Source organism: Micromonospora sp. (assembly GCF_048594385.1).
Classification (GTDB): Bacteria; Actinomycetota; Actinomycetes; order Mycobacteriales; family Micromonosporaceae; genus Micromonospora; species Micromonospora wenchangensis.
In genome coordinates this window covers 1-20,675 of the sequence record NZ_JBMDWU010000110.1, presented here as the reverse complement: position 1 = coordinate 20,675, position 20,675 = coordinate 1, and the positions used below count along the sequence as shown (strand labels likewise).

Genomic DNA, 20,675 nt, shown 5'->3' with positions numbered 1-20,675 from the left:
GGCTGGCAGCTCCGCTGGCGGCGCAGGCCGGTGGCTGGGCCGCGCTCCGGCTGGCGGCCCGGCTGCTGCCGGGGGCGGCGGTGCTGGCGACGGCGGCGGGTGACGCGGCGGCGACCGATCTGCTGGCCGCCCGCGCGGTGGCCAGCTACCGGCCCGCCCGGACCGGCAGCTAGGCCGCCCGAAGAACGGCGGCGACCGGCGATGCAGCGGGGACCGGCGACGCGGCGGCGACCGGCGACGCAGCGGGGACAGCGACGGTCAGAGCCAGTCGAACCAGTCCTTCGGCAGCAGCGAGTATCCGACGAAGGCGACCACGTCGAGCAGGGTGTGCGCCACGATCAGCGGCATCACCCGCCGGGTGCGCAGGTAGAACAGGCTGAACACGACGCCCATCACGGCGTTGCCGACGAACGCGCCGAAGCCCTGGTAGAGGTGGTACGAGCCGCGCAGCAGCGCGCTGGTCGCGATGACCGCGCCGATTCGCCACTGGAGCTGGCGCAGCCGGGTGACCAGGTAGCCGACCACGATCACCTCCTCCAGCACGGCGTTCTGCACGGCGGCGAGGACCAGCACCGGCACCGCCCACCACAGCGGCGGCAGGCCGGCGGGGACCAGGGTGGCGTTGACGCCGAGCTGCGCCGCCGCCCAGAACAGGGCCAGGCCGGGCAGGCCGATCAGTGCGGCGAGCCCGGCGCCCCGGGCCAGGTCGGACCCGGGCCGTCGCAGGTCCACCCCGAGGGTCCGCGCCGGGTCGCCGGGGTCGCGCGCCAGCAGGTGTACGGCGAGCAGCACCGGCAGCAGCGCGAAGGCGATGCCGAGCAGCTGGTACGTCAGGTCGAGCCAGGGCCGGGCGGACTGCGAGGTGTTGAGCGAGGCGGTCTGCTTCGACAGCGGCCCGTCGGCGGTCAGTTTCGCGGTCAGCGACACCACGGCGTAGACGGCCGACTGCCCGAGTGACAGGCCGAGGACCAGCAGGGTCTCGGTGCCGAGGACCCGCCTGGACTCCGGGCGGGTGTGCTGCTCAACGGTCACCGCACCACTCTGCCCGACGGGGTGGCCCGATCGCACCGGCCGGTGGGCCCAGATGAGCCGATCGCACATTCTGTGCGACCGGTGCACACGCTCCGTGGACATTCTATCGGTGCCCGATCCGCCGTCAGGAGGAGGACCGCCCCCCGTGGACAACTTCGCTCGGCTGCTGAAGGAGAGTTGGACCCTGGTCGAGGAGGACCGGGACCGGCTGAGCGGTCGCTTCTACGCCCGGCTGTTCCTGCTCGATCCGGAGCTGCGCCGGCTGTTCCCGGCGGAGATGACCGGCCAGGGCGACCGGATCCTGGACGCGATCGTCACCGCCACCCAGGTGATGGACGACCCGGAGAGCTTCGACGAGTATCTGCGCTCGCTGGGTCGGGACCACCGCAAGTACCACGTCGACGCCGCGCACTACGCGACGATGGGGGTGGCGCTGCTCGACGCGCTGCGTACCACCGCCGGTGACGGCTGGAACCTGGAGTACGACCAGGCGTGGCGGGACGCGTACGCGGCGATCACGGCGACGATGCTGGCCGGGGCGGAGTCGGACGAGAATCCGCCGTACTGGCACGCGGAGGTGCTCACCCACGAGCGGTACGGCGGCGACACCGCCGTGCTGACCGTCCGCGCCCTCCAGCACCCACTGGTCTGGAAGGCCGGCCAGTACGTCAGCGTCGAGGTGCCCCGGCACCTGCCCCGGGTGTGGCGGACGTACTCGGTGGCGAACGCCCCGAACGACGACAACGTGCTGGAGTTCCACGTCCGTACGCCGGCCGGCGCGGGCTGGGTCTCCGGGGCGTTGGTGCGCCGGACCAAGCCGGGTGACCTGCTGCGGGTGGCCGCCCCGATGGGCTCGATGACGGTGGACCGGGATTCCGGGCGGGACATCCTCTGTGTCGCCGGCGGGGTCGGCCTGGCCCCGGTGAAGGCGATGGTGGAGGAGCTGGCGGGCTGGAACCGGGCCCGCTGGGTGCACGTCTTCTACGGTGCCCGGCACGCCGACGAGTTGTACGGCCTGGCCGGTCTGGAGGAGCTGGTCGCCGTCCACCCGTGGCTGTCGGTGACCCCGTCGTGCAGCGACGACCCGGATTTCGCCGGTGAGCGGGGGGACGTCCCCGACGTGGTGGCCCGGTACGGCCCGTGGACGTCGCACGACTGTTACGTCTCCGGTTCGGCCGCGATGGTCCGGGCGACGTTGCGGGCGCTCGCCGAGGACGACGTACCGCCGCAGCACATCCGGTACGACACGTTCGGCAACCTGTAGAGCTTTACTCCCCCCGAACCGGGGCGCGTGCCCCCGCCCCCTGGGGCACGCGCCCCGGTCCCCTCCGTGCCCACCCGGACCGGTGTCCGGGGCAGGGTTCAGACGTTGCTCTCGCGGTACTCCTCGACGGGGACCAGCGGCACGCCGGGGGCCATCCGGTCGGTCCAGGCCCGGCCGTCGAGGTGGTCGATTTCGTGGGCGACCAACCGGGCCATCCCGTACGCGAACGAGGTGATCATCCGGCTGCCGTCGGCGCGGGCGTGTTCGACCTCGATGCGCAGCGGCCGGGCCACCAGGCCACGGTGGTCGGCGGCGGCGAGGCAGCCTTCGTACTGTTCGACGGTTTCCGGGCTCTCCCCGACCATCCGGGGGTTGACCAGGACGACCGGCGGGGCGGCCCGGTCGGCGGGGCGGACCACGGCGACCGCGACGTCCAGGCCGATCTGCGGGGCGGCGAGGCCCGTGCCGGTGCTGAGCGGGTGCACCTCCTCGGCCCGGGCCAGCAGATCGGTGAGCCGGTCGGCCACCTCACGGGCGGTGGCGGCCTCCCGGGGCAGGTGCAGGGGGCGGGCGGGTCGGCCGGGCGGGGTGGCCTCGGGGGGCAGCACGCCGAGGGCGCGCATCCGGTCGGCCGGTCGGGTCGGCACGGGGGGCGTCTCGACGGCTTCCCGCCGGAACCGCCACTGGAGGCGGAAGCGGGTGTTGAGCGGCGGGTCGTCGGTGGACCAGTCGAAGACCACCCGGTCCCCCCGGTCGTGCCGGCGGACCGGGGTGCGCAGCGGTCCCTCGTCGGCGGACAGCGAGGTCTCCACCCCCCACACCCGGGGGTCGAGGGCCGCCGGGAGGTCCAGTCGTACGGCGAGGTGCCGGGTGGGCAGGCGGACGGCCCGCTGGAACCAGGGGCCCCACTTGACCCGGCCGACCCGGTAGGCGTACTCGACCTCGGCGCGTTCGCCGGGGTGCAGCGGGAACCGTCCGTCGGCGTTCTCGAACAGCAGCCAGATCTCCTTGTACGCGTCCCGGTCGTGGCGGACCCGCCAGTGCATCGGTTCGCGGGCGCCGTCGTCGTGGTGGACGGCGCGGAAGCGCAGCTCGGCGAAGGTGAGCGGGTGTTCGCGGTGGTGCCGGTTGGAGCGGCCGGGGTCGTCGGGCCACCTGTCGACGGCGACCCGGACGAGATAGCGGGTGACCGGTTCGGTGCCGGCGTTGTGCAGCCGGCGGCGGATCACGCACCGGTAGGTGCCGTCGACCAGGGTGAGGGTGGCGGTCTCCCGTTCGACGACGAGCCCGGTGCCCGGGGGGAGCCAGCGGCCGGGGGGTGCGGGTTCGCGGTGGCCGGGGGTGGCGCGGGTGTGGCGGAGCTGGTCGTACTCGCGGAACCGCTGCCAGATGACGCCCCCGGCGTCGAGGACGGCCTCGGCGCGGCGGGCGAAGTCCTCGGTGGGCCGGTGTCGTCGCCCCTCGACGTGGCTCACGTACGACGGGTCGAAGCCCATCATGGTGGCGAGCTGTTTCTTGGTCAGCCCTCGCCCCGTCCGGTGCCGGGCGAGTTCCGCCGCGAACGAATCGGCGGCCCGCTCCAGGGGAGAGGTCGTCATCAGCTTCCTCACGCAGCGCAGCCGGGATGACAAGTCTTCACGTTTTTCCCATCGCCCTGTACCGAACTGGCACGTTGCCGACATATGCCTTGACATCGCCCGCGTTTTCCCCGCGTTCGGCCGGGTAGTAGCCGAACCGGGCCGATCCGTACCGACGGGACGGACATCGTGATCCCGGCCTCCCGATCCACCTCCGCAGAGACTTCCCTCAGCACCCAGGCATGGTTAGGCTAGCCTTAGCTTCGCGGACGTAGTTTCACGGACGACCCCTCCGGCACCGGAGTGGCCGAGGAGACCGCCACCACCCGTGGCGGGCCGAGCGGGACGGGAGGGGGTCCGGATGACGGCGGTGCTGCCCGGCCAGGATCTCGCCGACCGACTCGCCCCGGTCACCGCCACCCTGCGCGCCATGTTCGGCACCGACGTGCTGCCCGGCCTCGCGCCCGGCCTGGTGGTCACCGACGACCTCGGCTGGAGCCCGGCCACCACCCTCGTCGACGGCACCCGGATGCCGGAGTTCCTGCGCGCCGCCGCCCGCCGCTGGGGCGGCACCCCGCACGCCTGCGCCGCGCTGGCCTGGAAGTCCTACAGCTACTGGACGGCGCTGCCGGTGGTGCTCGGCTGGGCCTCGGCCCGCCGGGTGCCGCTGCTCGACCCGGCCGACGTGCTGATCCACTTCGAGGACCACCGGCAACTGCTGACCATGGGCCTGCACCGCTCGACGACCGTCGCGGTGCTGCCCGGTGACCCGCTCGCCCTCGCCGGCCAGCCCGGCGTCCGGGTCGCCGCCGACGAGGCCGAGCTGCTCGGTCTCCTGCGTTCCTCGCTGCTCGACGCCCACCTCGCCCCGATGATCACCGCGATCCAGGCGGAGGTGCGGGTCGGTGCGCGTACCCTGCTCGGCTCGGTGGCCTCGGGGATCGCGCACGGCATCCTGCGCGCGGCGGACGTCCTGCCCGGCCCGTCGGTGACCACCATCGACACCCTGCTCGGCACCCTCGGCGTGGCCGACCTGGTCGAGCTGGTGCCCGGCCGGGGCGGCGAGCCGACCGTGCAGCGGCGCACCTGCTGCCTGGCGTTCACCCTGCCCAGCCCGAAGGTCTGCCAGGGCTGCTGCGTCCGCACGGCCTGACCCGGCACCCCGGCGGGTTCACCCGGTGAGCGACCGGACGTCCCACCGCCACACCCCGCCGGTCTGCACGGGGGTGATGCCGGTCAGCGCGGTCATCGCCCGACGCAACGCGTCGGCGTGCCGGTGCGGGCCGAGGATCACCACACCGGCCCGCCAGTAGCGCAGGTCGGTCACGGCGGCCCGCCGGTCGGCGTCGGTGATCGGCCCGACGGTGCCGGTCCGCGCGATCCCGCCGAAGAAGTTGCTGGTCCGCCGGTAGGGGGCGGTGAACAGGGCGGCGTCCGGTTCGGGCGACCACGGCCGGGTGTCGGGGGCCAGGAAGTAGCCCCGGGCCAGCGGCATCTCCAACCCGGTCCGGGCCGACCAGCGCAGCGGTTCGGCGTAGGTGTTGTCGGGCAGCGGCAGGGTGACTACGCTGCGCCCTCCCGCCACGTACGGCCGCCAGCCGCCGTCGGTGACGAACTGCGGCACCGGGTCGAGCCGGGTCGCCGGCAGCGGGGTCGGCAGCAGCGGCACCAGGGCCATCAGCAGGACGGTCACCGTGGCGAAGCGGATCTGCCGGCGGGCGGCCGGATGCCGGCGGGCGAGGTCGCGGGCCCGCTGGGCGCCGAGGGCCAGCAGCACCCCGACGATCGGGGTGATCGCCAGCGACCAGCGGGTGGGCACCACGGAGTGCAGCAGCGGCAGGTCCTCCAGCAGTGCCCAGGGGGCGGGGACGCCGGTGTCACGCCCGTTGAGCTGCACCTCCCGCCCCAGCGACAGGACGGCGAAGAGCAGCCCGAGGACGGCCAGGCCGACCACCAGGGCGCTGCGCCGCAGCCACCAGACCAGGGCGACCGTCAGCACGGCCAGCGGCCAGCCGAAGAAGGCGTTCTCCTCGGTGGGGTTGCGGGCCAGCGGATCGGCGGACCGGGCGTCCCCGGCCAGCGACTCCCGCGACCAGCCGACGAACGCGCCCAGATCGGTGCGGTAACCCCGGATCAGCCGGGACAGCCCGTGGTAGGAACCCGGTCCGAAGAGCTGCACGTACAGCGGGTAGGCGAGCAGCACGGCGGACAGCAGCGCGGCCACGCCGAGGCCGGCGAGGAACGGTCGGGTGGCCGCGCGCAGCGGCGGTCGGCCGATGGCGAGGGCACCGACCACCACGGCCAGGGCGATCGCGGTCATCAGCAGGATCTCCAGGTTGAGGAAGGCCTGCCAGACGATCAGCAGGCCGAGCAGGAGTCCGTTGCGCAGCCACCGGCCCTCCTCGGCCAGCCGCAGGGTGCGCCAGATGATCAGTGGGACGACGAACTGGGAGGCGATGTTCGGGTGGGCGTTGGCGTGCGACACCATCGCCGGGGCGTACGCGCAGAAGGCCGCGCCGAGCCAGGCCGGCCCCCGGGATCGGGTGACCATCCGGGACAGGAAGAAGTACCAGGCGGTGCCGGTGGCCGCCATTCCGAGGGTGAGAAAGACAAGAAATGACCAGTGCGGCCCGAAGAGGACAGTGACCGGGGTCATCGGGATTGAGACGGATAATACCGAGGTATTCGCCATCAGGTTGACGCCGTCGGGCACGTTCATCCGGTCCGAGGCGAACGGATAGCTCCATTCCGTGACCACCCGCGCGCCGTGCGCCATCATCCACTCGAACTGCGCCTGGTCCGACCGGTTGTCGCGTACCCCGGCCGCCGGGTCGCGCCAGAACCGGGCGGTCACCCAGAACGCCAGCATCAGGTAGCTGACCACGGCCAACGCGTCCCACCGCCACCCGGCGGCCGACGGACGGGCCGGTGCCGGCGGCCCGGCACGCGGCGCACGGGCTGCCGGGAGCACCCGCCGCCGGCGCCGCCGGACGACCCGCCGGACCGGTGTCGGTCCGGCGTCCCCGACGTCGGATCGACCGGTCCCGCGCTCCGATTCGCCAGTAGTCATAGCAATTCAGAGCGTAGTTGGCCTATGGCGGTCACGTGACATGTTTCGGGTACTGCCGTACTATGTGCCGGGTTCGCCGACCGCCGATCACGTGCCCTCCCCCGACCACATTTCGGCCTTCACAGTGCCCCGTTTCCTCCGCCCCTGACGCGGATGATTCACTCTGTCGGTCCAGGCGCGGGTCAGTCATATCGTGAGGAATCGACGCATGGCAGAAATCCTTGGGGACCAGCGCGTCCAGGCAGAGGTTCTGGAGGGCCTGGCCACCGCGGTCAACCACCGCCGGTGGTTCGTCGAACTGGCGGTGCCCCACCTCGGTGACGACCCGATCGAGATCGGCAGCGGCCTGGGCGACTACGCCTTGGAGTGGGCGCGGCACGTGCCCCGGTTCACCGCCACCGAGGCCGACCCGGACCGGCTCATCCTGCTCAAGGAGCGGCTGGTCGACGAGCCGACCATCGAGGTCCGCGAGATGCTGCTGCCGCACCCGGGGGGCGGCGACTACAGCGCGGCCGTGTCGTACAACGTGCTGGAGCACATCGAGGACCACGTGGGCGCGCTGCGCAGCATGCGCGACCTGGTCCGGCCCGGCGGTGCCGTGATCATCATCGTGCCGGCGTTCCAGTTCGCGATGGGCCCCGCCGACATCGCCACCGGCCATGTGCGCCGCTACACCAAGAAGACCCTCGGCGACGCGATGACCGCGGCCGGGCTGCGGGTCGAGACGATGCACTACGCCAACGCCCTCGGCCTGATCGGCTACTTCATGGCCACCAAGGTCTTCCGGCTGATGCCGAAGGAGGGCCCGATGGTCAAGGTGTACGACACCCTCGTCCTGCCCGCCACCAAGGCCGCCGAGCAGCTCGTCCGGCCGCCGTTCGGCCAGTCCGTCTTCGCCGTCGCCCGGGTGCCCGGCTGAGGACACCGCCCGCCCGCCGGTCCCGCGCACGCGGGACCGGCGGGCCACCGGTCACTCCTTGATCTGGTACGTCGGCCTGATGACCGCCCGCGCCAGGGTGTGGAACGCCAGGTTGAAGCCGACGTACGCGGGGCTGGCGTCCGGCCCGACGCCGAGCGTGTCGACGTCGACCGCGTGCACGGCGAAGACGTACCGGTGCGGGCGGTCGCCCGGCGGCGGGGCCGCGCCACCGTAGCCGGTGTCGCCGTAGTCGTTGCGGACGCTGAACGCGCCGCCCAGGTCCGCCTCCCGTACGCCGGTCGGCAGGCTGGTCGTCGAGGCCGGCACGTCGACCAGCACCCAGTGCCAGAAGCCGCTGCCGGTCGGGGCGTCCGGGTCGAAGCAGGTCACCACGAAGCTCTTCGTCCCGGCCGGGAAGCCCGACCAGGCCAGGTGCGGGGAGACGTTCTCGCCACCGGTGCTGCCGTGCGCGTACCGGGCCTCCATAGGCTCGCCGTTGTGCACGTCGTCACTGGTCAGGTCGAACGACGAGACGGTCGGCAGCAGCTCGTACGGGTCCGGGGCGATCGGTCGTTCCAGGGTCATCGGGAAGGTCCTTCCGGTGTACGCGTTTTCCTCTGCCCCTTCTTACCCCGCCGGGCCGGCACGACGAACCGGAAGCACCGCGCACCGTCGGGCCGCCAGAATGAGGGGAGGCGGCGGACGACCGGGAGGGCGCATGCAGGACACCGAACGTGAGGCGGAACTGTTGGAGGCGGAGCGCCGCCTCCAGGCCGCCCAGCGGGCCGGCGACGTGGCCGCGCTCGACGCCCTGCTCGACGACCGCCTGATCGCCGTCGGGCCGGACGGTCGTACCTTCGGCAAGTCCGACGACCTGGCCGCCCACCGCAGCGGCACCTCGGTGCTCGACGAGCTGGTCGAGGAGGAGCTGGAGCTGATCGTGGCCGGGACGACCGGGGTGACGTTCTTCCGGGGGCGGGTCAGCGGCACCTTCGCGGGCGAGCCGTTCGCGGCGCGGCTGCGCTACACCCGCACCTGGGCCTACGACGACGGGTACGGCTGGCGCATCCTCGCCGCCCACCTCAGCCCCGCCCCCTGACCGAGCTATCTGGGTTGCTCGCTGGACGCAGCGCGGCTGTCACCGGTTGTTTCCTGTCCAGCTTCGCGGGCTGCACGAAGATCGACCGACGAGCGACCGCATCGCCCCTGGCGTCCAGTTGGTAAACGTCCAGCCAGCACCACCCGTCGTAGGTGATCCAGTTGAGCACCCGGATGACCCGGCACCAGATCGGCTTGACGAACTGCACGTTGGCGGCGCGGGTGACGTACACCAGGTCGCCGGCCTCCGGCAGCGGCGCGTTCATCGAAGGCCCCGGACGTGACGTAGCCTGCGCCACGCCCTGATCCGGGCACGAGCGGCCTCGACCAACGGGCAGAAGCCACCCTCGGTACACCTGCCGCACCGGCTGTGGCGGTGGTGGTCCAGGCAGTCCCACGCGGATTGGACCAGGAGCGGCACTCCGCTGCGCGCATCCACCGCACCCCGACGGACGGCCGCCAGCCGGCAGGGGCAGTCGTCACGGGCGGCGTGTGGGTAGGGCTGCGGCGACGCACTCCGGACCCGAGCCCACGCGCCGGTCTGATTCGGATACGCGGTAGCCGGGCCGGTCCGATCCAGCGGCGGGGCAGCGTTCGGGCGGCCAGCCAGCCGGCGCAGAGCACGCGTGATCAACGAGCGCAGCATGTGCATCCGATCCTTCTGCAGGGTTTACGACTCCCCCAGACGGTAAACCCCACTGATGCTAGAAGTATAGGAGGTATAACTTGTCTAATAGGTGCAGGAGTTACCTGACGATTCGGGCCTACTGGTCGTCCCTAGGTTGAGGCGATGGTCGACCAGTTCTCGCCGACACCCCTGTACGTGCAGCTCGCCGACCTGATCGCCAAGCGCATCGAGTCGGGGGAGTTGCAGCCGCTCAAGCCACTACCGAGCGAGCTTCGCCTACAGCAGGAGTACGGGGTGGCGCGCGGCACGGTCCGCGCGGCGATCGCCCTGCTACGGGAACGCGGGCTGGTCATGACCATGCCCCAGCGCGGCACGTACGTCACCGAGAGCCGCACGAAGACGTAGCCCGAGTCGATTCCGCCTGGTCGGCGTGGGTAGTCCAGATGCCGCCAGGAGCTGGAATGGTAGAACATCTAGTTCTACACTCGGTTTCATGGAGCGCATCGGTGTCCGGGAGCTGAACCAGAACACGAGCCAGGTGTTGGCGCGGGTGAGTGGCGGCGAGACCGTGGAGATCACCGATCGAGGCCACCCGATCGCCCGACTTGTTCCAGTAGGTGGCGAGAGATCGGTGTTGGCCAAGTTGGTAGCCGCAGGGCGAGCCGTCGCCCCCACCGGCGGTGGCTCGGTGCCGCTTCCACCGAAGCTCGGTGACGAGAACGTGGACGTGGCCGCTTCGCTCGCCGCGATGCGCGACGAGGAACGCTGGTGATCTATCTCGATTCCGCCGCCGTCGTCAAGCTGGTCCGACAGGAGGAGTGCAGCGCAGACCTCGTCTCCTGGCTCAACGCGCACGACGACGTCCCGCTGGTCTCTTCCGCCCTCGTCGAGGTGGAAGTGCCCAGAGCGCTGCGCCGGTCAGCTCCGCAGGCGTTGATCGGAGTGCCGGCCGCCGTCGGACGGCTGTTCCGGCTGGAGATCGACAGCACGATCCGGGCGACCGCAGCGGCGTTCACCGAACCGACGCTCCGCAGCCTCGACGCCATCCACCTGGCCACCGCCCACGTTCTGACCAACGAATCCGGCACGGCACTCACCGCCTTCGTCACCTACGACCGACGGCTCCTCGAATGCGCCAAGGAAGCAGGACTACCCACCGCGAGCCCCGGCCAGAACTGACCTACGAGTCCCCGCCCCGGTACGGATTCCGGCCCTCCGTACGACACGCGCCAAATGTAACCCGACAAGCTTAAATATAACTCATACGCAGTTACATTTCGCGCCATGACCGGGGACTTAGCCGACCTGGCAACGCCGGAGTGCCGACTACTCAGGTCGCCCAGTGGGCCGGGCACAGCGTGCATGTGCTGCTCAAGATCTACGTCCCGTGCATCGACGGACAGGACGAGGTCGCTCGGAAGCGGATCGAGGGAGCGCTAGGCACCGAGCCGACCGAAGGGCCGGAGAGCGCCGACACGTAGACGACACAACCAGTGAGACACGGCAGTACCAAGCGAGACGAAGTGAGGCTTGCTCGCGATATATAGACGCGCCCCCTGCCGACGTCCGCACTGGTCAGGGGCGTTTCTGCTGTCCAGCAAGCGGAGGGTGTGGGATTCGAACCCACGAAGACATCGCTGCCTTACCGGTTTTCAAGACCATGCAGTTCGCAGCCCTGACCTGCTGGGATGCCATCCGTAACTGGCTGCGCGACACGAACGCGACACACGCCTGAGCACGCCCAGGCTGGGTCGGTCGTCACCGTCGATGCATCACACGCGGGGACCCTCACCGGGTGGATGCGAAGGCAGACCCAGCCACGACTCCACACCAAACGAGGCTGACAGTGGAGAGGCCGTCCGCCTACGCTCTGCCCCATGTCTACTACGGACCAGGGCTCGATGGGCGATTGGCAGAGTCTGGAGCCAGACAGAGATCCGAACCGACCGCTGCCCATGGACTGGCAGAGCTATGCCGACACTGTCGTGTCGCAGTGGTACGAGCTGCTGAAGTCAGACCCAGAGGAGTCCGATGTCCAGGGGTTCCTAGAACTCCATCCCGCGATGGTCCCTGGGGGAAGTGGTGACATTGGACCAGGCGGACACCACGGCTCGGAGATGTCGGCCGTCTTCAGACGTCCCGCCCTGAGCGGCGACGGGCCCAGTTACGAACCTGACTTCATGTGGATAACGCGCTCTTCAGGCTTAGTCACGCCAATATTGATCGAGATCGAGAAGCCCGGAAAGCGATGGTTCCAGAAGAACGGCCGCCCTACCGCCGACTTTCGGGATGCACATGACCAACTGAACGACTGGCGATCATGGTTCGCGCGTGATGGAAATAGGGCACTATTCCGGAAGAACTTCCTTTTTACAGACAGCTACTCCGACCGACCGCTTGCACCACAGTTCGTACTTATCTTCGGAAGAGCATTTGAGTTTGAGAGAGGTGGCGGTCATCTAGATCCGCGCGCAATCCGCTACAAGCGTGACAGCCAACGAGCCGAGAACGAGACGTTCCTCACGTTCGATGCGTTGCGCCCGAGATACGATCATGGTCGCTCCGTCACGCTCACGATGACGGCAAAGGGGCCACGCGCATTCGCCTTCTCGCCCTGCTACGGCACGGGAACTCACTCTGGCCCGGCCAGCGTACTTCTTGGAGAACCCTCAGACGCTCTGGATAGGTCGGTAATGATGAGCGAAGAGCGGAAAGAGTACATTGCGCGGCGCTGGTGCCATTGGCGAGACGTTGAGCTCAACAGGCGCGCGGGAGTGAACCAAATTCGTTCTCGCAAGCCCGGGATCGAATAGAAATATCTTCCTTCCACTCCCTAATCCTCCAACACCTAGAATTGGAAGAACAAGTGGCCCGACGCTCACTGAACCTTGATCCCGACCCTGACGACTACTACTCTGCCACTCGATTCGACGTGCTGGCGTCGCAATTGCGGGAAGTCAAGCGCTTACTGCGAAGGGGGTCTGCCGCTCAACTGCGGGTCGCTTACATACTTCTCGACAATGCGGCTGAAGTGATTATGCACCGGTCACTTTACCCGGAATTAATCAACAACGAATTTCAGGCCACCCTCTTAAAGAGGTGGGAAGAAGCCATAGAAGGAACCGACAACCCGGAAGTCTTGGCCCATTACGAGGCGGCAAAAGGCCTGGTAATAACGGCAAAGAAGTTGAACAAGATCGAGAACGACTTCGCCGAGAAGGCGAACTTCCTACTGGGAAGGGGCAAGCTATCTACGGATACCGCAACGTCCTTGAAGGAGCTACATCGATACCGTAACGAAATGTACCACCAAGATCATGTGAGATACGACGTTCTAAGAGCGGTGACTGCGGTTTACTTTGATGTCGTTTGTTGCTTAGTGGAGCGCTACGACGAGACTACGCAGCATCCGGTTTTCCTCGGGCCTCCAATAACCCTCAGCACAAGCGCGCGGACAGAGAAGTTCAAGCCGCCGGCCAACACCCTGGTAAAAGAACTACGTGCGGGAATAAAGTGGGACTGGCCAGAGGTGGCTGGCGAGTTGAAGAAGAAATTGGCGGGACGAATCGAAAAGACGGCCTCGACAGTGTGGGTTTTGAATCTTCTCCTAGGGGACGTCGGGGAGGAGATTGTACTAAAGCTCGCACAGACGTATCGGGATCAACCTACCTCGGGACCGGATGAGCTTAGAGACCTAGCCGTTCCATACGCATCTAGCGATTTGTGGCAGTGGGCTCGTCGTATAGATCGGCTCGACCCGAATGGGGACCACATCCGGTTCTTTAACCATTTCGCAGAGGTCGAGCGGTCATTTGAGGCCCTCGAAGAACCGGTTCGTTCGCTTCTGGCAGATCTTGAGAGAACACGAGACTGGTTGATAGAGAAACAAATCGAGGATGCACGAATAGAAAAGTTCAACAGAAGTTTCGGTAATCAGGACTCGAAGGATGATTAGAAGCGACGACATGGAAGACGCTACGTTTAATTCCGACCACTTGCGAAAGCGGCTGACCGCAAAGCTTCAGCCTTGGCGCATACGCGCCACCTTGAGTTTCGCGGGCCTCTATCAATTAACTCACGAACTGATCAAGACAGCAGTCATTGATGACGTCCGTCAGTTCTATATGAGCGGGTTCAACGAGTCCGGATACACCTACAACGAGGTCGCCTATACCGAACAAGTCCTGATGCTGGATTCCAGGAAGCGTCCATTCCCCGCTTCGCTCTCGTGGCTCGCTAACGCTGGGGCAATATCTACCGACCAGACAGAAAGACTCGACCGCATCTATGCGCACCGGCACGAATTGACGCACGAGTTAGGGAAGTACATCGTAGATCCCGATTTCGAGCCAGATATGCAACTGTTTGTCGATGCGCTAGGTATCTTACGGGACATCCATCGCTTCTGGACGCAGATTGAAATTGATATCGGAACTTTTGAGGAACGCGGCGACGTTTCCGTTGACGATGTGACACCCGGCACGATCCTAATGCTTCAGATGTGCATCGATGCGTATGTTGAGGGTCTTGAAGATGAACGCCCCAGCCAGGATCAGGAATAAGTTCTTGGATTGCTCACAACAGTTCCGTTACGGCTCATTTTCAGCTAATAGCACGCCTCATCAAAACGTCAGCAATCTCACTCATGCTCATAATCACCAAGTCCGAACCAGCGGAGCGGAACTTCTGCACCTTGGCCGGCCGGTTTGCGTAACCGATCACCCGTACTCCGGCCGCCCGCGAACCGTCGATGTCCGAAGTCGAGTCGCCCACTAGCAGGCAACGATTCGGCGGCTCTCCAACGGCGTTCACAGCTTGCAGAATCGGTTCCGGGTTGGGTTTCATACGCTCCGGGTCGGCATATGCCCGTCCGACCACTTGCGAGACGTACCCGGCCAGCCGGTGCGCTGCCAGGTAGGCAGTCACCGCACCGTCAGAGTTGTTGCTGACTACCGCCACGGATAGACCCGCCTGTCGAGCAGCCACGATCACCTCTCGGCCGTACGGTGTTGGTTCGGCGGTCTCGATGGCGCGGCGCTCCGCCGCGCAGAGTACGTCCTCAACCCCCCGCGTGACGTCCTGGTCTCCGGCCGCTCCGGTGCGGCGTAGCACTTCTAGCGGATCCGGTTCGCCGGCAAGGTCCGTTGGCACATCGACGCCGTGCTTTCGAAGCACGTTGACCAGCTCGGCGGCAACCTGCGGTGCGGGGTAGCCCGCGAAGACGCTGCACACCGGGCCGTCAAAGTCGAGTAGCAGCGCGCCCACCCCGGCCACAAGCCGGTCAAGATCGGCGCTCATCCGTCGTACCGGTAGGCGATGGTCGACCACACCGAGTCGAACCACTGGCGGGACGCTTCCACGAACTGCGTGCCGTGGGAGGCGTCGTCGTCCGTCACCGCGTAGTGAAAGAGCGGCACGTCCTGGCCCATCAGGTCGTAGATCGCCATGGGCTCACCCTGGATCGAGACGGTGCGCTCTACTACGGGATAGAAGCCGTAGAAGACCTCCTCTCCGTTCAAAGGGGCGACGCTCGGTGCATCCGTACCTCTACGGTGGTTGATCGAATCAGGCCGAGGTCGCCCAGCTCGGCCACCTGATCGATGATGCCGTCTGCTGCCCGGCGCGTGATGCGCTCGGCTCGCTCTCTCACTGCCGGATCATCCGCCTGAGTCTCAGCCCGAGCGGGCAGCGCCATGGGCATCGTCATGTCAGAGATCAGCACCCGTACCGCGATCGTCTCCGGCGCGAGCCTGCCCACCCGTACCTTGTCGAGCGCTTCAGCAAGCGCGTCTCGCAACGTCTCGCCCGAGATCCCGGCGCAGTCGATGGTGACGTGCGGCCTCTCGAATGCGGCTTCGATGTGTGGCCGCAGCTCCACGGCTCGCTGTGTCTGCGCACGAACGAACGCGCCGCTGCCCTGCCGCGACACGATCAGCCGTTCCGCCCGGAGCAGGTCTAAGGCTCGCTTGACTGTCTCCCGGGCAACGCCGTACCGGGCGGCCAGGTCGGGCTGTGACGGCAGCTTGTCACCGGGCGCGAGTCGACGCGTGAGGATGGCCGCTCGCAGCTAGGTCTACGCCTCGTGCATCGACGGACAGGACGAGGCGGCCCGGAAGCGGATCGAAGGGGCGTTGGGCACCGAGGAAGCCGAGTAGCGCCGACACGTATACGACACGACCAGCGAGACGCGACGGCCACCAGCGGGACGAAGTGAGACCGATTCACGAAAGCTGAAACGCCCCCTGACCGGCATCCGCGCTGGTCAGGGGGCGTTTCTGCTGTCCAGAGAGCGGAGGGTGTGGGATTCGAACCCACGAAGACATCGCTGCCTTACCGGTTTTCAAGACCAGCGCCATCGGCCACTAGGCGAACCCTCCCGAACCGCCACCCGGGGGTGCGCGGCCCGTGCCTAGTCTGCCACGAACCGCGTCCGGACGAGCCGGCCCATCGCCGTCGGGCGGGGTTCGGCGTACCGGAGAGGGGTCCTTGATCCCTGGCATGACCAGCGTGACCTCACCCGGATGGTCCACTGTGGCCGAAATTCCGGCCGTCGTGGGCGAGCGGTGGACCGCCCGGGACGACGGCCGGTGGATATTGCCGGCCGGACCTGCCCACATGGCGCTTGTCGACAGACCGGCGTGGTTCCCGGCCCGGATCGGGTAGGGCTGCGGCCCGGATCGGGTAAGACTGGGCCATGCACGCGATCACGATCCCGGAACCCGGTGGACCCGACGCGCTCGTCTGGGCGGAGGTGCCCGACCCGGAGCCCGGTGCGGGTGAGGTGGTCGTCGAGGTGACCGCCAGCGCGGTGAACCGGGCCGACCTGCTCCAGCGGCAGGGGCAGTATCCGCCGCCGCCGGGCGCGCCCGCGTACCCCGGGTTGGAGTGTTCGGGGGTGATCGGCGCGCTCGGCGCGGGGGTGACCGGGTGGGCGGTGGGTCAGCCGGTGTGCGCGCTGCTGGCCGGCGGCGGGTACGCCGAGCGGGTGGCCGTGCCGGCCGGGCAGTTGCTGCCGGTGCCGGCCGGTGTCGACCCGGTCGACGCCGCCGCGCTGCCCGAGGTGGCCTGTACGGTCTGGTCGAACCTGGTCCGGGTGGCCCACCTGGGCAGGGGCGAGACGCTGCTGGTGCACGGCGGCGGGAGCGGGATCGGCACGTTCGCGGTGCAGTTCGGCGCGGCGCTGGGCGCGACGGTGGTGGCGACCGCCCGTTCGGCCAAGCACGCCAGGCTGCGGGAGCTGGGTGCCGCGCACACGGTCGACTACCGCGAGCAGGATTTCGTGGCGGAGGTCCGGCGGGTCACCGACGGCCGGGGTGCGGACGTGATCCTCGACATCATGGGCGCGTCCTACCTGGGCCGGAACGTGGCGGCGCTTGCCGACGGCGGCCGGCTGGTGGTGATCGGCATGCAGGGCGGCCGGAAGGCGGAGCTGGATCTGGGCGCGCTGCTGGCGAAGCGGGCGTCGGTGGCGGCGACCGCGCTGCGGTCCCGCCCGCTGGCCGACAAGGCGGACATCGTCCGGGGCGTACGGGAGCAGGTGTGGCCGCTGGTGGAGGCGGGCGCGGTCCGGCCGATCGTGGACCGGCGGCTGCCGATGCGCGACGCCGCGCAGGCGCACCGGCTGGTCGAGTCGAGCGACCACGTGGGCAAGGTGCTGCTCACCACCGGGTGACGACCGGCCGGGCCACACCGGGCGCAGGCCCGGGGGACGCTCAGGTCGGCGGGCGCGGGCCGTCCCGGCGGGGCAGCACCAGGCGGGCGCCGGGGCCCTCGCCGGCCAGCGTGTCGCCCGGGTTGTAGAGGGTGCAGCGCTGCAACGACAGGCAGCCGCAGCCGATGCAGCCGTCGAGGTCGTCGCGGAGCTTGCCGAGCAGCTTGATCCGTTCGTCCAGCCGTTCCCGCCAGGTGCGGGAGAGGGCGGCCCAGTCGTCGGGGCTGGGGGCACGGGACGAGGGCAGCGAGTCCAGCGCGGCACGGATCTCCTCCAGCGAGATGCCGACCTGCTGGGAGATCCGGATGAACGCCACCCGACGCAGCTCGGTGCGGGCGTAGCGACGTTGGTTGCCGCCGGTGCGCTCGGCGTGGATCAGCCCGAGGCGTTCGTAGTAGCGCAGCGCCGACTGGGCCACCCCGCTGCGCGCGGAGAGCTGACCGATGGTGAGTGACTCGTGCATCACTGCCCTTGAGTTGAAGTTAACTTCAAGTTGCACGCTAGCCACATGACCACAGCCACCGCAACCCACCCGCCGGGCCACGCCCTGCCCGCCCCCGTCGTCGCGCCGCTGGAACGCCTCCGCGCCGGCCGCCACTACGACGCCAACGTGTACTCCACCGTCGACGTGCACTGGGTGCTCTACGACCGGGTGCTACGGATCACCCCGGCCACCGTCGACGACCCGGACCGGGACCGCTTCCTGCTCTCCAAGGGGCACGCCGTGGCGGGCTACTACGCCGTACTCGCCGCCAAGGGATTCATCCCCGTCGACTGGCTCGACGACGCGGGCGGGCCCGACAGCCGCCTCGGCGGCCACCCCGACCGCACCCTCGTCCCCGGGGTCGAGATCGGCTCCGGCTCGCTCGGCCACGGCCTCGGACTGGGCGTCGGCACCGCGCTCGGCCTGCGCGCCCAGGGCCGCACCACCCCCCGGGTGTACGTCCTGCTCGGCGACGCCGAACTCGACGAGGGCTCCAACCACGAGGCGATCGCGTACGCCGGCGCCACCGGCCTGGCCGGGCTCACCGCGATCGTGGTCGACAACGCGTCGGCCAGTCACGGCTGGCCGGGCGGGGTGGCCAGCCGGTTCACCGTCAACGGCTGGACCGCCGCCACCGTCGACGGGCACGACCACGACGCCCTGTACGCCGCCCTCACCGGCCACGACGGCCGCCGCCCCCACGTCGTCGTCGCGGTCGACGGACCGACCTTCGGGAGCGGAAAATGACCATGCGGGACGCCTTCGTCGCCAGCGCCACCGGGTTCCTCGACGACCCTCGGACCACGATCGTGCTGGCCGACATCTCCGCCGACGCCTTCACCGAGGCGGGCCGACGGTATCCGGACCGGGTGGTCAACGTGGGCATCCGGGAACAGTTGATGGTCGGGGTGGCCGGTGGGCTCGCCCTCGCCGGGCAGCGCCCGATCGTGCACAGCTACGCCCCGTTCCTCGTCGAGCGGGCGTACGAGCAGATCAAGCTGGACCTCGACCACCAGGGCGTCGGTGCGGTGCTGGTCAGCATCGGCGCGTCGTACGACCGGGCGGAGGCCGGGCGGACGCACCTCGCCCCGGCCGACGTCGCCCTGATCGACACCCTCGACGGCTGGACCGTGCACGTGCCCGGCCACCCCGACGAGGTGCCCGACCTGCTCCGCGACGCGGTCTGCGGGCAGCACTCGACCTACCTGCGGCTGTCCCTACAGAGCAACGCGCGGGCGTACCCGAAGGCGGGTGGGTTGCAGGTGGTCCGCGACGCCGGGCCGGACGCGGCGCTGCTGGTGGCGGTCGGTCCGGTGCTCGACGCCGCGCTCGCGGCGGTGGCCGACCTGCCGGTGACGGTGGCCTACACGCACCGGCCCCGGCCGTTCGACGTGACCGGGCTGCGGGCGCTGGCCGCAACCGAGGTGATCGTGGTGGAGCCCTACCTGGCCGGCACCTCGACGCGGGTGGTGGCCGAGGCGCTGGCCGACCGGCCGCACCGGCTGCTCAGCCTCGGGGTGGGTCGGGCGGAACTGCGGCGCTACGGGACCGCCGAGGACCACGACCGGTGGCACGGCCTCGATCCGGCCGGGCTGCGCCGGACGGTCGACGGTTTCCTGACCCCGGCGGGATGACCGCGGGCTGACCGGGAGGGACGGGTCAGCGGGGCGTGCGGGCGGGACGTCGGCGGGTGCGTTCCCGGCCGAGGATCCAGATCGCCTCGACCCCGTCCTTCCAGGTGATCTTCTTGCCCTCCTCGCGCCCGCGCGCCCGGTAGCTGATCGGCACCTCGTACGGGCGGATGCGGCGACGCAGCAACTTGCCGGTCACCTCCGCCTCCATCCCGAAACCCCGGGACCGGATGCCCAACGACCGGTACAGCTCGACCGGCATCAGCTTGAAACACGTCTCCAGGTCGCCGATGTAGGAGTTGAACAGCACGTTCGCCGCCATCGTGACGCCCTTGTTACCCATCACGTACCAGAAGCTGTAGGCGCTGTGGCTGCCGAAGGTGCGGTTGCCGTAGACCACCGTGGCCCGCCCGTCGAGCACCGGGGCGAGCAGCCGGGGGATGTCCTGCGGGTCGTACTCCAGGTCGGCGTCGAGGATGACCATGTACTCACCCTCGGCGCTGTCCACGGCCGTCCTGATGGCCGCGCCCTTGCCCGCGTTACGTGGGTGGGTGATCACCCGCAGCCGGGAGTCGTCCGCCCGGCCGAGGATCTCCCCGGTGCCGTCCCGGCTGCCGTCGTCCACCACGACCAGCTCGATCTCGCACGGGTAATCGACCGCCAATGCCTGCTTGAGGGCATCCGCGATGCGTTCTTCCTCGTTGTAGACCGGCATGAGGATCGAGAGCTTCACGGGAATCTCCACGGTGGCGACAGTGAGTCGGGCATAGCCTAGCCTGGCAGGTCAGCCGCGCGAGGGTCGCCACCGCAGCGGCGAATGTCCGCCACCGGCCCGGCCGGCGCCCGGTCACCACGCGGAATGGTGTTTACTTCCGCCCATGTCGGCAGCCGGCTGGATGCTCGTGGCGGCCCCCGTCGCGGCGCTCGTGCTACTCACCGCCCTCCTGCGCCCCCGGGCCGCCGGGGTGGTCGCCCCGCACCGTCTCGGCGTGGTCCGGGCCGCCCTGCTGACCGGCGTCTTCGCCGTGCTGACCGTGGAGGTGCTGGGCGCCCTCGACGCGCTCACCCTGCCCGCCTTCGCCCTGGCCTGGCTGATCTTCGTCGCCGGGGTCACGGTGGCGGTCGCCGGGCGACGCGACCCCGCCGCGCCCCGGGCCGCCGTCGCGGGCAGCCGGCGGGCGGTGCGGGTCGGCGCGCCCGTGGGCGGTCCGCCGCCCCACGACCCGACCCTCGGCGCGGCGTCCGGACCGCCGCCGGTCGA

The 20,675-nt window shown here is 69.2% G+C and carries 21 protein-coding genes, 2 tRNA genes and 2 pseudogenes; 14 read left to right on the top strand and 11 right to left on the bottom strand.

Going from position 1 to position 20,675, the window contains the following annotated elements:
- Positions 1-258: 258 nt before the first annotated feature.
- Positions 259-1,032, bottom strand: a complete 774-nt coding sequence (locus ACOJTC_RS05260) for a CPBP family intramembrane glutamic endopeptidase (RefSeq protein WP_357924568.1) — start codon at positions 1,030-1,032, stop codon at positions 259-261.
- Between the two features lie 145 nt (positions 1,033-1,177).
- Here ACOJTC_RS05260 and ACOJTC_RS05255 point away from each other — a divergent pair, with 145 nt between their 5' ends.
- Complete coding sequence (locus ACOJTC_RS05255) at positions 1,178-2,296, top strand: globin domain-containing protein (protein ID WP_204925401.1); 1,119 nt, start codon at positions 1,178-1,180, stop codon at positions 2,294-2,296.
- Between the two features lie 98 nt (positions 2,297-2,394).
- On the opposite strand, the gene ACOJTC_RS05250 is transcribed toward ACOJTC_RS05255, so the two are convergent.
- Entirely contained in the window at positions 2,395-3,894 is a 1,500-nt protein-coding gene (locus ACOJTC_RS05250) for a peptide deformylase (protein ID WP_420115974.1), read from the bottom strand.
- A 340-nt stretch (positions 3,895-4,234) separates the two neighbouring features.
- Here ACOJTC_RS05250 and ACOJTC_RS05245 point away from each other — a divergent pair, with 340 nt between their 5' ends.
- Entirely contained in the window at positions 4,235-5,026 is a 792-nt protein-coding gene (locus ACOJTC_RS05245; protein ID WP_420115973.1) for a hypothetical protein, read from the top strand.
- A gap of 18 nt (positions 5,027-5,044) precedes the next feature.
- Here the strand turns inward: ACOJTC_RS05245 and ACOJTC_RS05240 are convergent, their stop codons facing one another.
- Positions 5,045-6,742, bottom strand: coding sequence for a hypothetical protein (locus ACOJTC_RS05240; protein WP_420115976.1), 1,698 nt, complete (start codon positions 6,740-6,742; stop codon positions 5,045-5,047).
- Positions 6,743-7,151: 409 nt separating this feature from the next.
- Between ACOJTC_RS05240 and ACOJTC_RS05235 the strand changes: the two genes are divergently transcribed.
- On the top strand, positions 7,152-7,862 hold the full coding sequence (locus tag ACOJTC_RS05235; protein ID WP_088642340.1) for a class I SAM-dependent methyltransferase: 711 nt from the start codon (positions 7,152-7,154) through the stop codon (positions 7,860-7,862).
- A 51-nt stretch (positions 7,863-7,913) separates the two neighbouring features.
- Here ACOJTC_RS05235 and ACOJTC_RS05230 read toward each other — a convergent pair whose 3' ends face one another.
- Entirely contained in the window at positions 7,914-8,447 is a 534-nt protein-coding gene (locus tag ACOJTC_RS05230) for a YbhB/YbcL family Raf kinase inhibitor-like protein (RefSeq protein ID WP_363649361.1), read from the bottom strand.
- Between the two features lie 133 nt (positions 8,448-8,580).
- Here ACOJTC_RS05230 and ACOJTC_RS05225 point away from each other — a divergent pair, with 133 nt between their 5' ends.
- Entirely contained in the window at positions 8,581-8,961 is a 381-nt protein-coding gene (locus tag ACOJTC_RS05225) for a nuclear transport factor 2 family protein (RefSeq protein WP_420115972.1), read from the top strand.
- On the opposite strand, the gene ACOJTC_RS05220 is transcribed toward ACOJTC_RS05225, so the two are convergent.
- The gene (locus ACOJTC_RS05220) at positions 8,945-9,226 is read right to left on the bottom strand and encodes a hypothetical protein (RefSeq protein WP_420115971.1); all 282 of its coding nucleotides are present in this window, start codon (positions 9,224-9,226) and stop codon (positions 8,945-8,947) included. The two genes, ACOJTC_RS05225 and ACOJTC_RS05220, sit on opposite strands and share 17 nt — an antisense overlap.
- A gap of 524 nt (positions 9,227-9,750) precedes the next feature.
- On the opposite strand from ACOJTC_RS05220, the gene ACOJTC_RS05215 reads away from it, so the two are divergent.
- The 3 genes from ACOJTC_RS05215 to ACOJTC_RS05205 all read left to right on the top strand — a co-directional run bounded on the left by ACOJTC_RS05215 (position 9,751) and on the right by ACOJTC_RS05205 (position 10,767).
- Positions 9,751-9,993: a winged helix-turn-helix domain-containing protein gene (locus tag ACOJTC_RS05215; RefSeq protein WP_091251041.1), complete on the top strand. Its 243-nt coding sequence runs from the start codon at positions 9,751-9,753 to the stop codon at positions 9,991-9,993.
- A gap of 88 nt (positions 9,994-10,081) precedes the next feature.
- On the top strand, positions 10,082-10,360 hold the full coding sequence (locus ACOJTC_RS05210; RefSeq protein ID WP_420115970.1) for a type II toxin-antitoxin system Phd/YefM family antitoxin: 279 nt from the start codon (positions 10,082-10,084) through the stop codon (positions 10,358-10,360).
- On the top strand, positions 10,357-10,767 hold the full coding sequence (locus tag ACOJTC_RS05205; protein ID WP_420115969.1) for a type II toxin-antitoxin system VapC family toxin: 411 nt from the start codon (positions 10,357-10,359) through the stop codon (positions 10,765-10,767). The genes ACOJTC_RS05210 and ACOJTC_RS05205 overlap by 4 nt, the downstream gene beginning before the upstream one ends.
- A gap of 423 nt (positions 10,768-11,190) precedes the next feature.
- Here ACOJTC_RS05205 and ACOJTC_RS05200 read toward each other — a convergent pair.
- A tRNA-Ser gene (locus ACOJTC_RS05200) sits at positions 11,191-11,285 on the bottom strand.
- Between the two features lie 180 nt (positions 11,286-11,465).
- Here ACOJTC_RS05200 and ACOJTC_RS05195 point away from each other — a divergent pair.
- The 3 genes from ACOJTC_RS05195 to ACOJTC_RS05185 are packed head-to-tail and all read left to right on the top strand — an operon-like array spanning position 11,466 to position 14,150.
- On the top strand, positions 11,466-12,401 hold the full coding sequence (locus tag ACOJTC_RS05195; RefSeq protein ID WP_420115968.1) for a Shedu anti-phage system protein SduA domain-containing protein: 936 nt from the start codon (positions 11,466-11,468) through the stop codon (positions 12,399-12,401).
- 41 nt (positions 12,402-12,442) lie between these two features.
- On the top strand, positions 12,443-13,543 hold the full coding sequence (locus ACOJTC_RS05190; protein WP_420115967.1) for a hypothetical protein: 1,101 nt from the start codon (positions 12,443-12,445) through the stop codon (positions 13,541-13,543).
- Entirely contained in the window at positions 13,536-14,150 is a 615-nt protein-coding gene (locus tag ACOJTC_RS05185) for a hypothetical protein (protein ID WP_420115966.1), read from the top strand. The genes ACOJTC_RS05190 and ACOJTC_RS05185 overlap by 8 nt, the downstream gene beginning before the upstream one ends.
- A 40-nt stretch (positions 14,151-14,190) precedes the next feature.
- Here the strand turns inward: ACOJTC_RS05185 and ACOJTC_RS05180 are convergent, their stop codons facing one another.
- From ACOJTC_RS05180 to ACOJTC_RS05170, 3 genes and pseudogenes are all read right to left on the bottom strand, one after another.
- Positions 14,191-14,886, bottom strand: a complete 696-nt coding sequence (locus ACOJTC_RS05180) for an HAD family hydrolase (protein ID WP_420115965.1) — start codon at positions 14,884-14,886, stop codon at positions 14,191-14,193.
- Positions 14,883-15,655, bottom strand: a pseudogene (locus ACOJTC_RS05175) (GntR family transcriptional regulator); the annotation flags it as partial. The gene ACOJTC_RS05180 and the pseudogene ACOJTC_RS05175, both read right to left, overlap by 4 nt.
- Before the next feature lie 223 nt (positions 15,656-15,878).
- Positions 15,879-15,965 (bottom strand) — tRNA-Ser (locus tag ACOJTC_RS05170).
- A gap of 317 nt (positions 15,966-16,282) precedes the next feature.
- Between ACOJTC_RS05170 and ACOJTC_RS05165 the strand changes: the two genes are divergently transcribed.
- On the top strand, positions 16,283-17,260 hold the full coding sequence (locus ACOJTC_RS05165; protein ID WP_420115964.1) for an NAD(P)H-quinone oxidoreductase: 978 nt from the start codon (positions 16,283-16,285) through the stop codon (positions 17,258-17,260).
- Positions 17,261-17,300: 40 nt separating this feature from the next.
- Here the strand turns inward: ACOJTC_RS05165 and soxR are convergent, their stop codons facing one another.
- A complete protein-coding gene (soxR, locus tag ACOJTC_RS05160) occupies positions 17,301-17,762 on the bottom strand; it encodes a redox-sensitive transcriptional activator SoxR (RefSeq protein ID WP_204925412.1) in 462 nt (153 codons plus the stop codon).
- 45 nt (positions 17,763-17,807) lie between these two features.
- On the opposite strand from soxR, the gene ACOJTC_RS05155 reads away from it, so the two are divergent.
- Both ACOJTC_RS05155 and ACOJTC_RS05150 read left to right on the top strand, forming a co-directional pair.
- Complete coding sequence (locus ACOJTC_RS05155) at positions 17,808-18,530, top strand: transketolase (protein WP_420115963.1); 723 nt, start codon at positions 17,808-17,810, stop codon at positions 18,528-18,530.
- A gap of 2 nt (positions 18,531-18,532) precedes the next feature.
- On the top strand, positions 18,533-19,417 hold the full coding sequence (locus ACOJTC_RS05150) for a transketolase family protein (RefSeq protein ID WP_420115975.1): 885 nt from the start codon (positions 18,533-18,535) through the stop codon (positions 19,415-19,417).
- 25 nt (positions 19,418-19,442) lie between these two features.
- On the opposite strand, the gene ACOJTC_RS05145 is transcribed toward ACOJTC_RS05150, so the two are convergent.
- Positions 19,443-20,147, bottom strand: coding sequence for a glycosyltransferase family 2 protein (locus ACOJTC_RS05145; protein ID WP_204925630.1), 705 nt, complete (start codon positions 20,145-20,147; stop codon positions 19,443-19,445).
- Between the two features lie 145 nt (positions 20,148-20,292).
- Between ACOJTC_RS05145 and ACOJTC_RS05140 the strand changes: the two are divergent.
- Positions 20,293-20,675 (top strand): annotated as a pseudogene (locus ACOJTC_RS05140) (hypothetical protein); the annotation flags it as partial.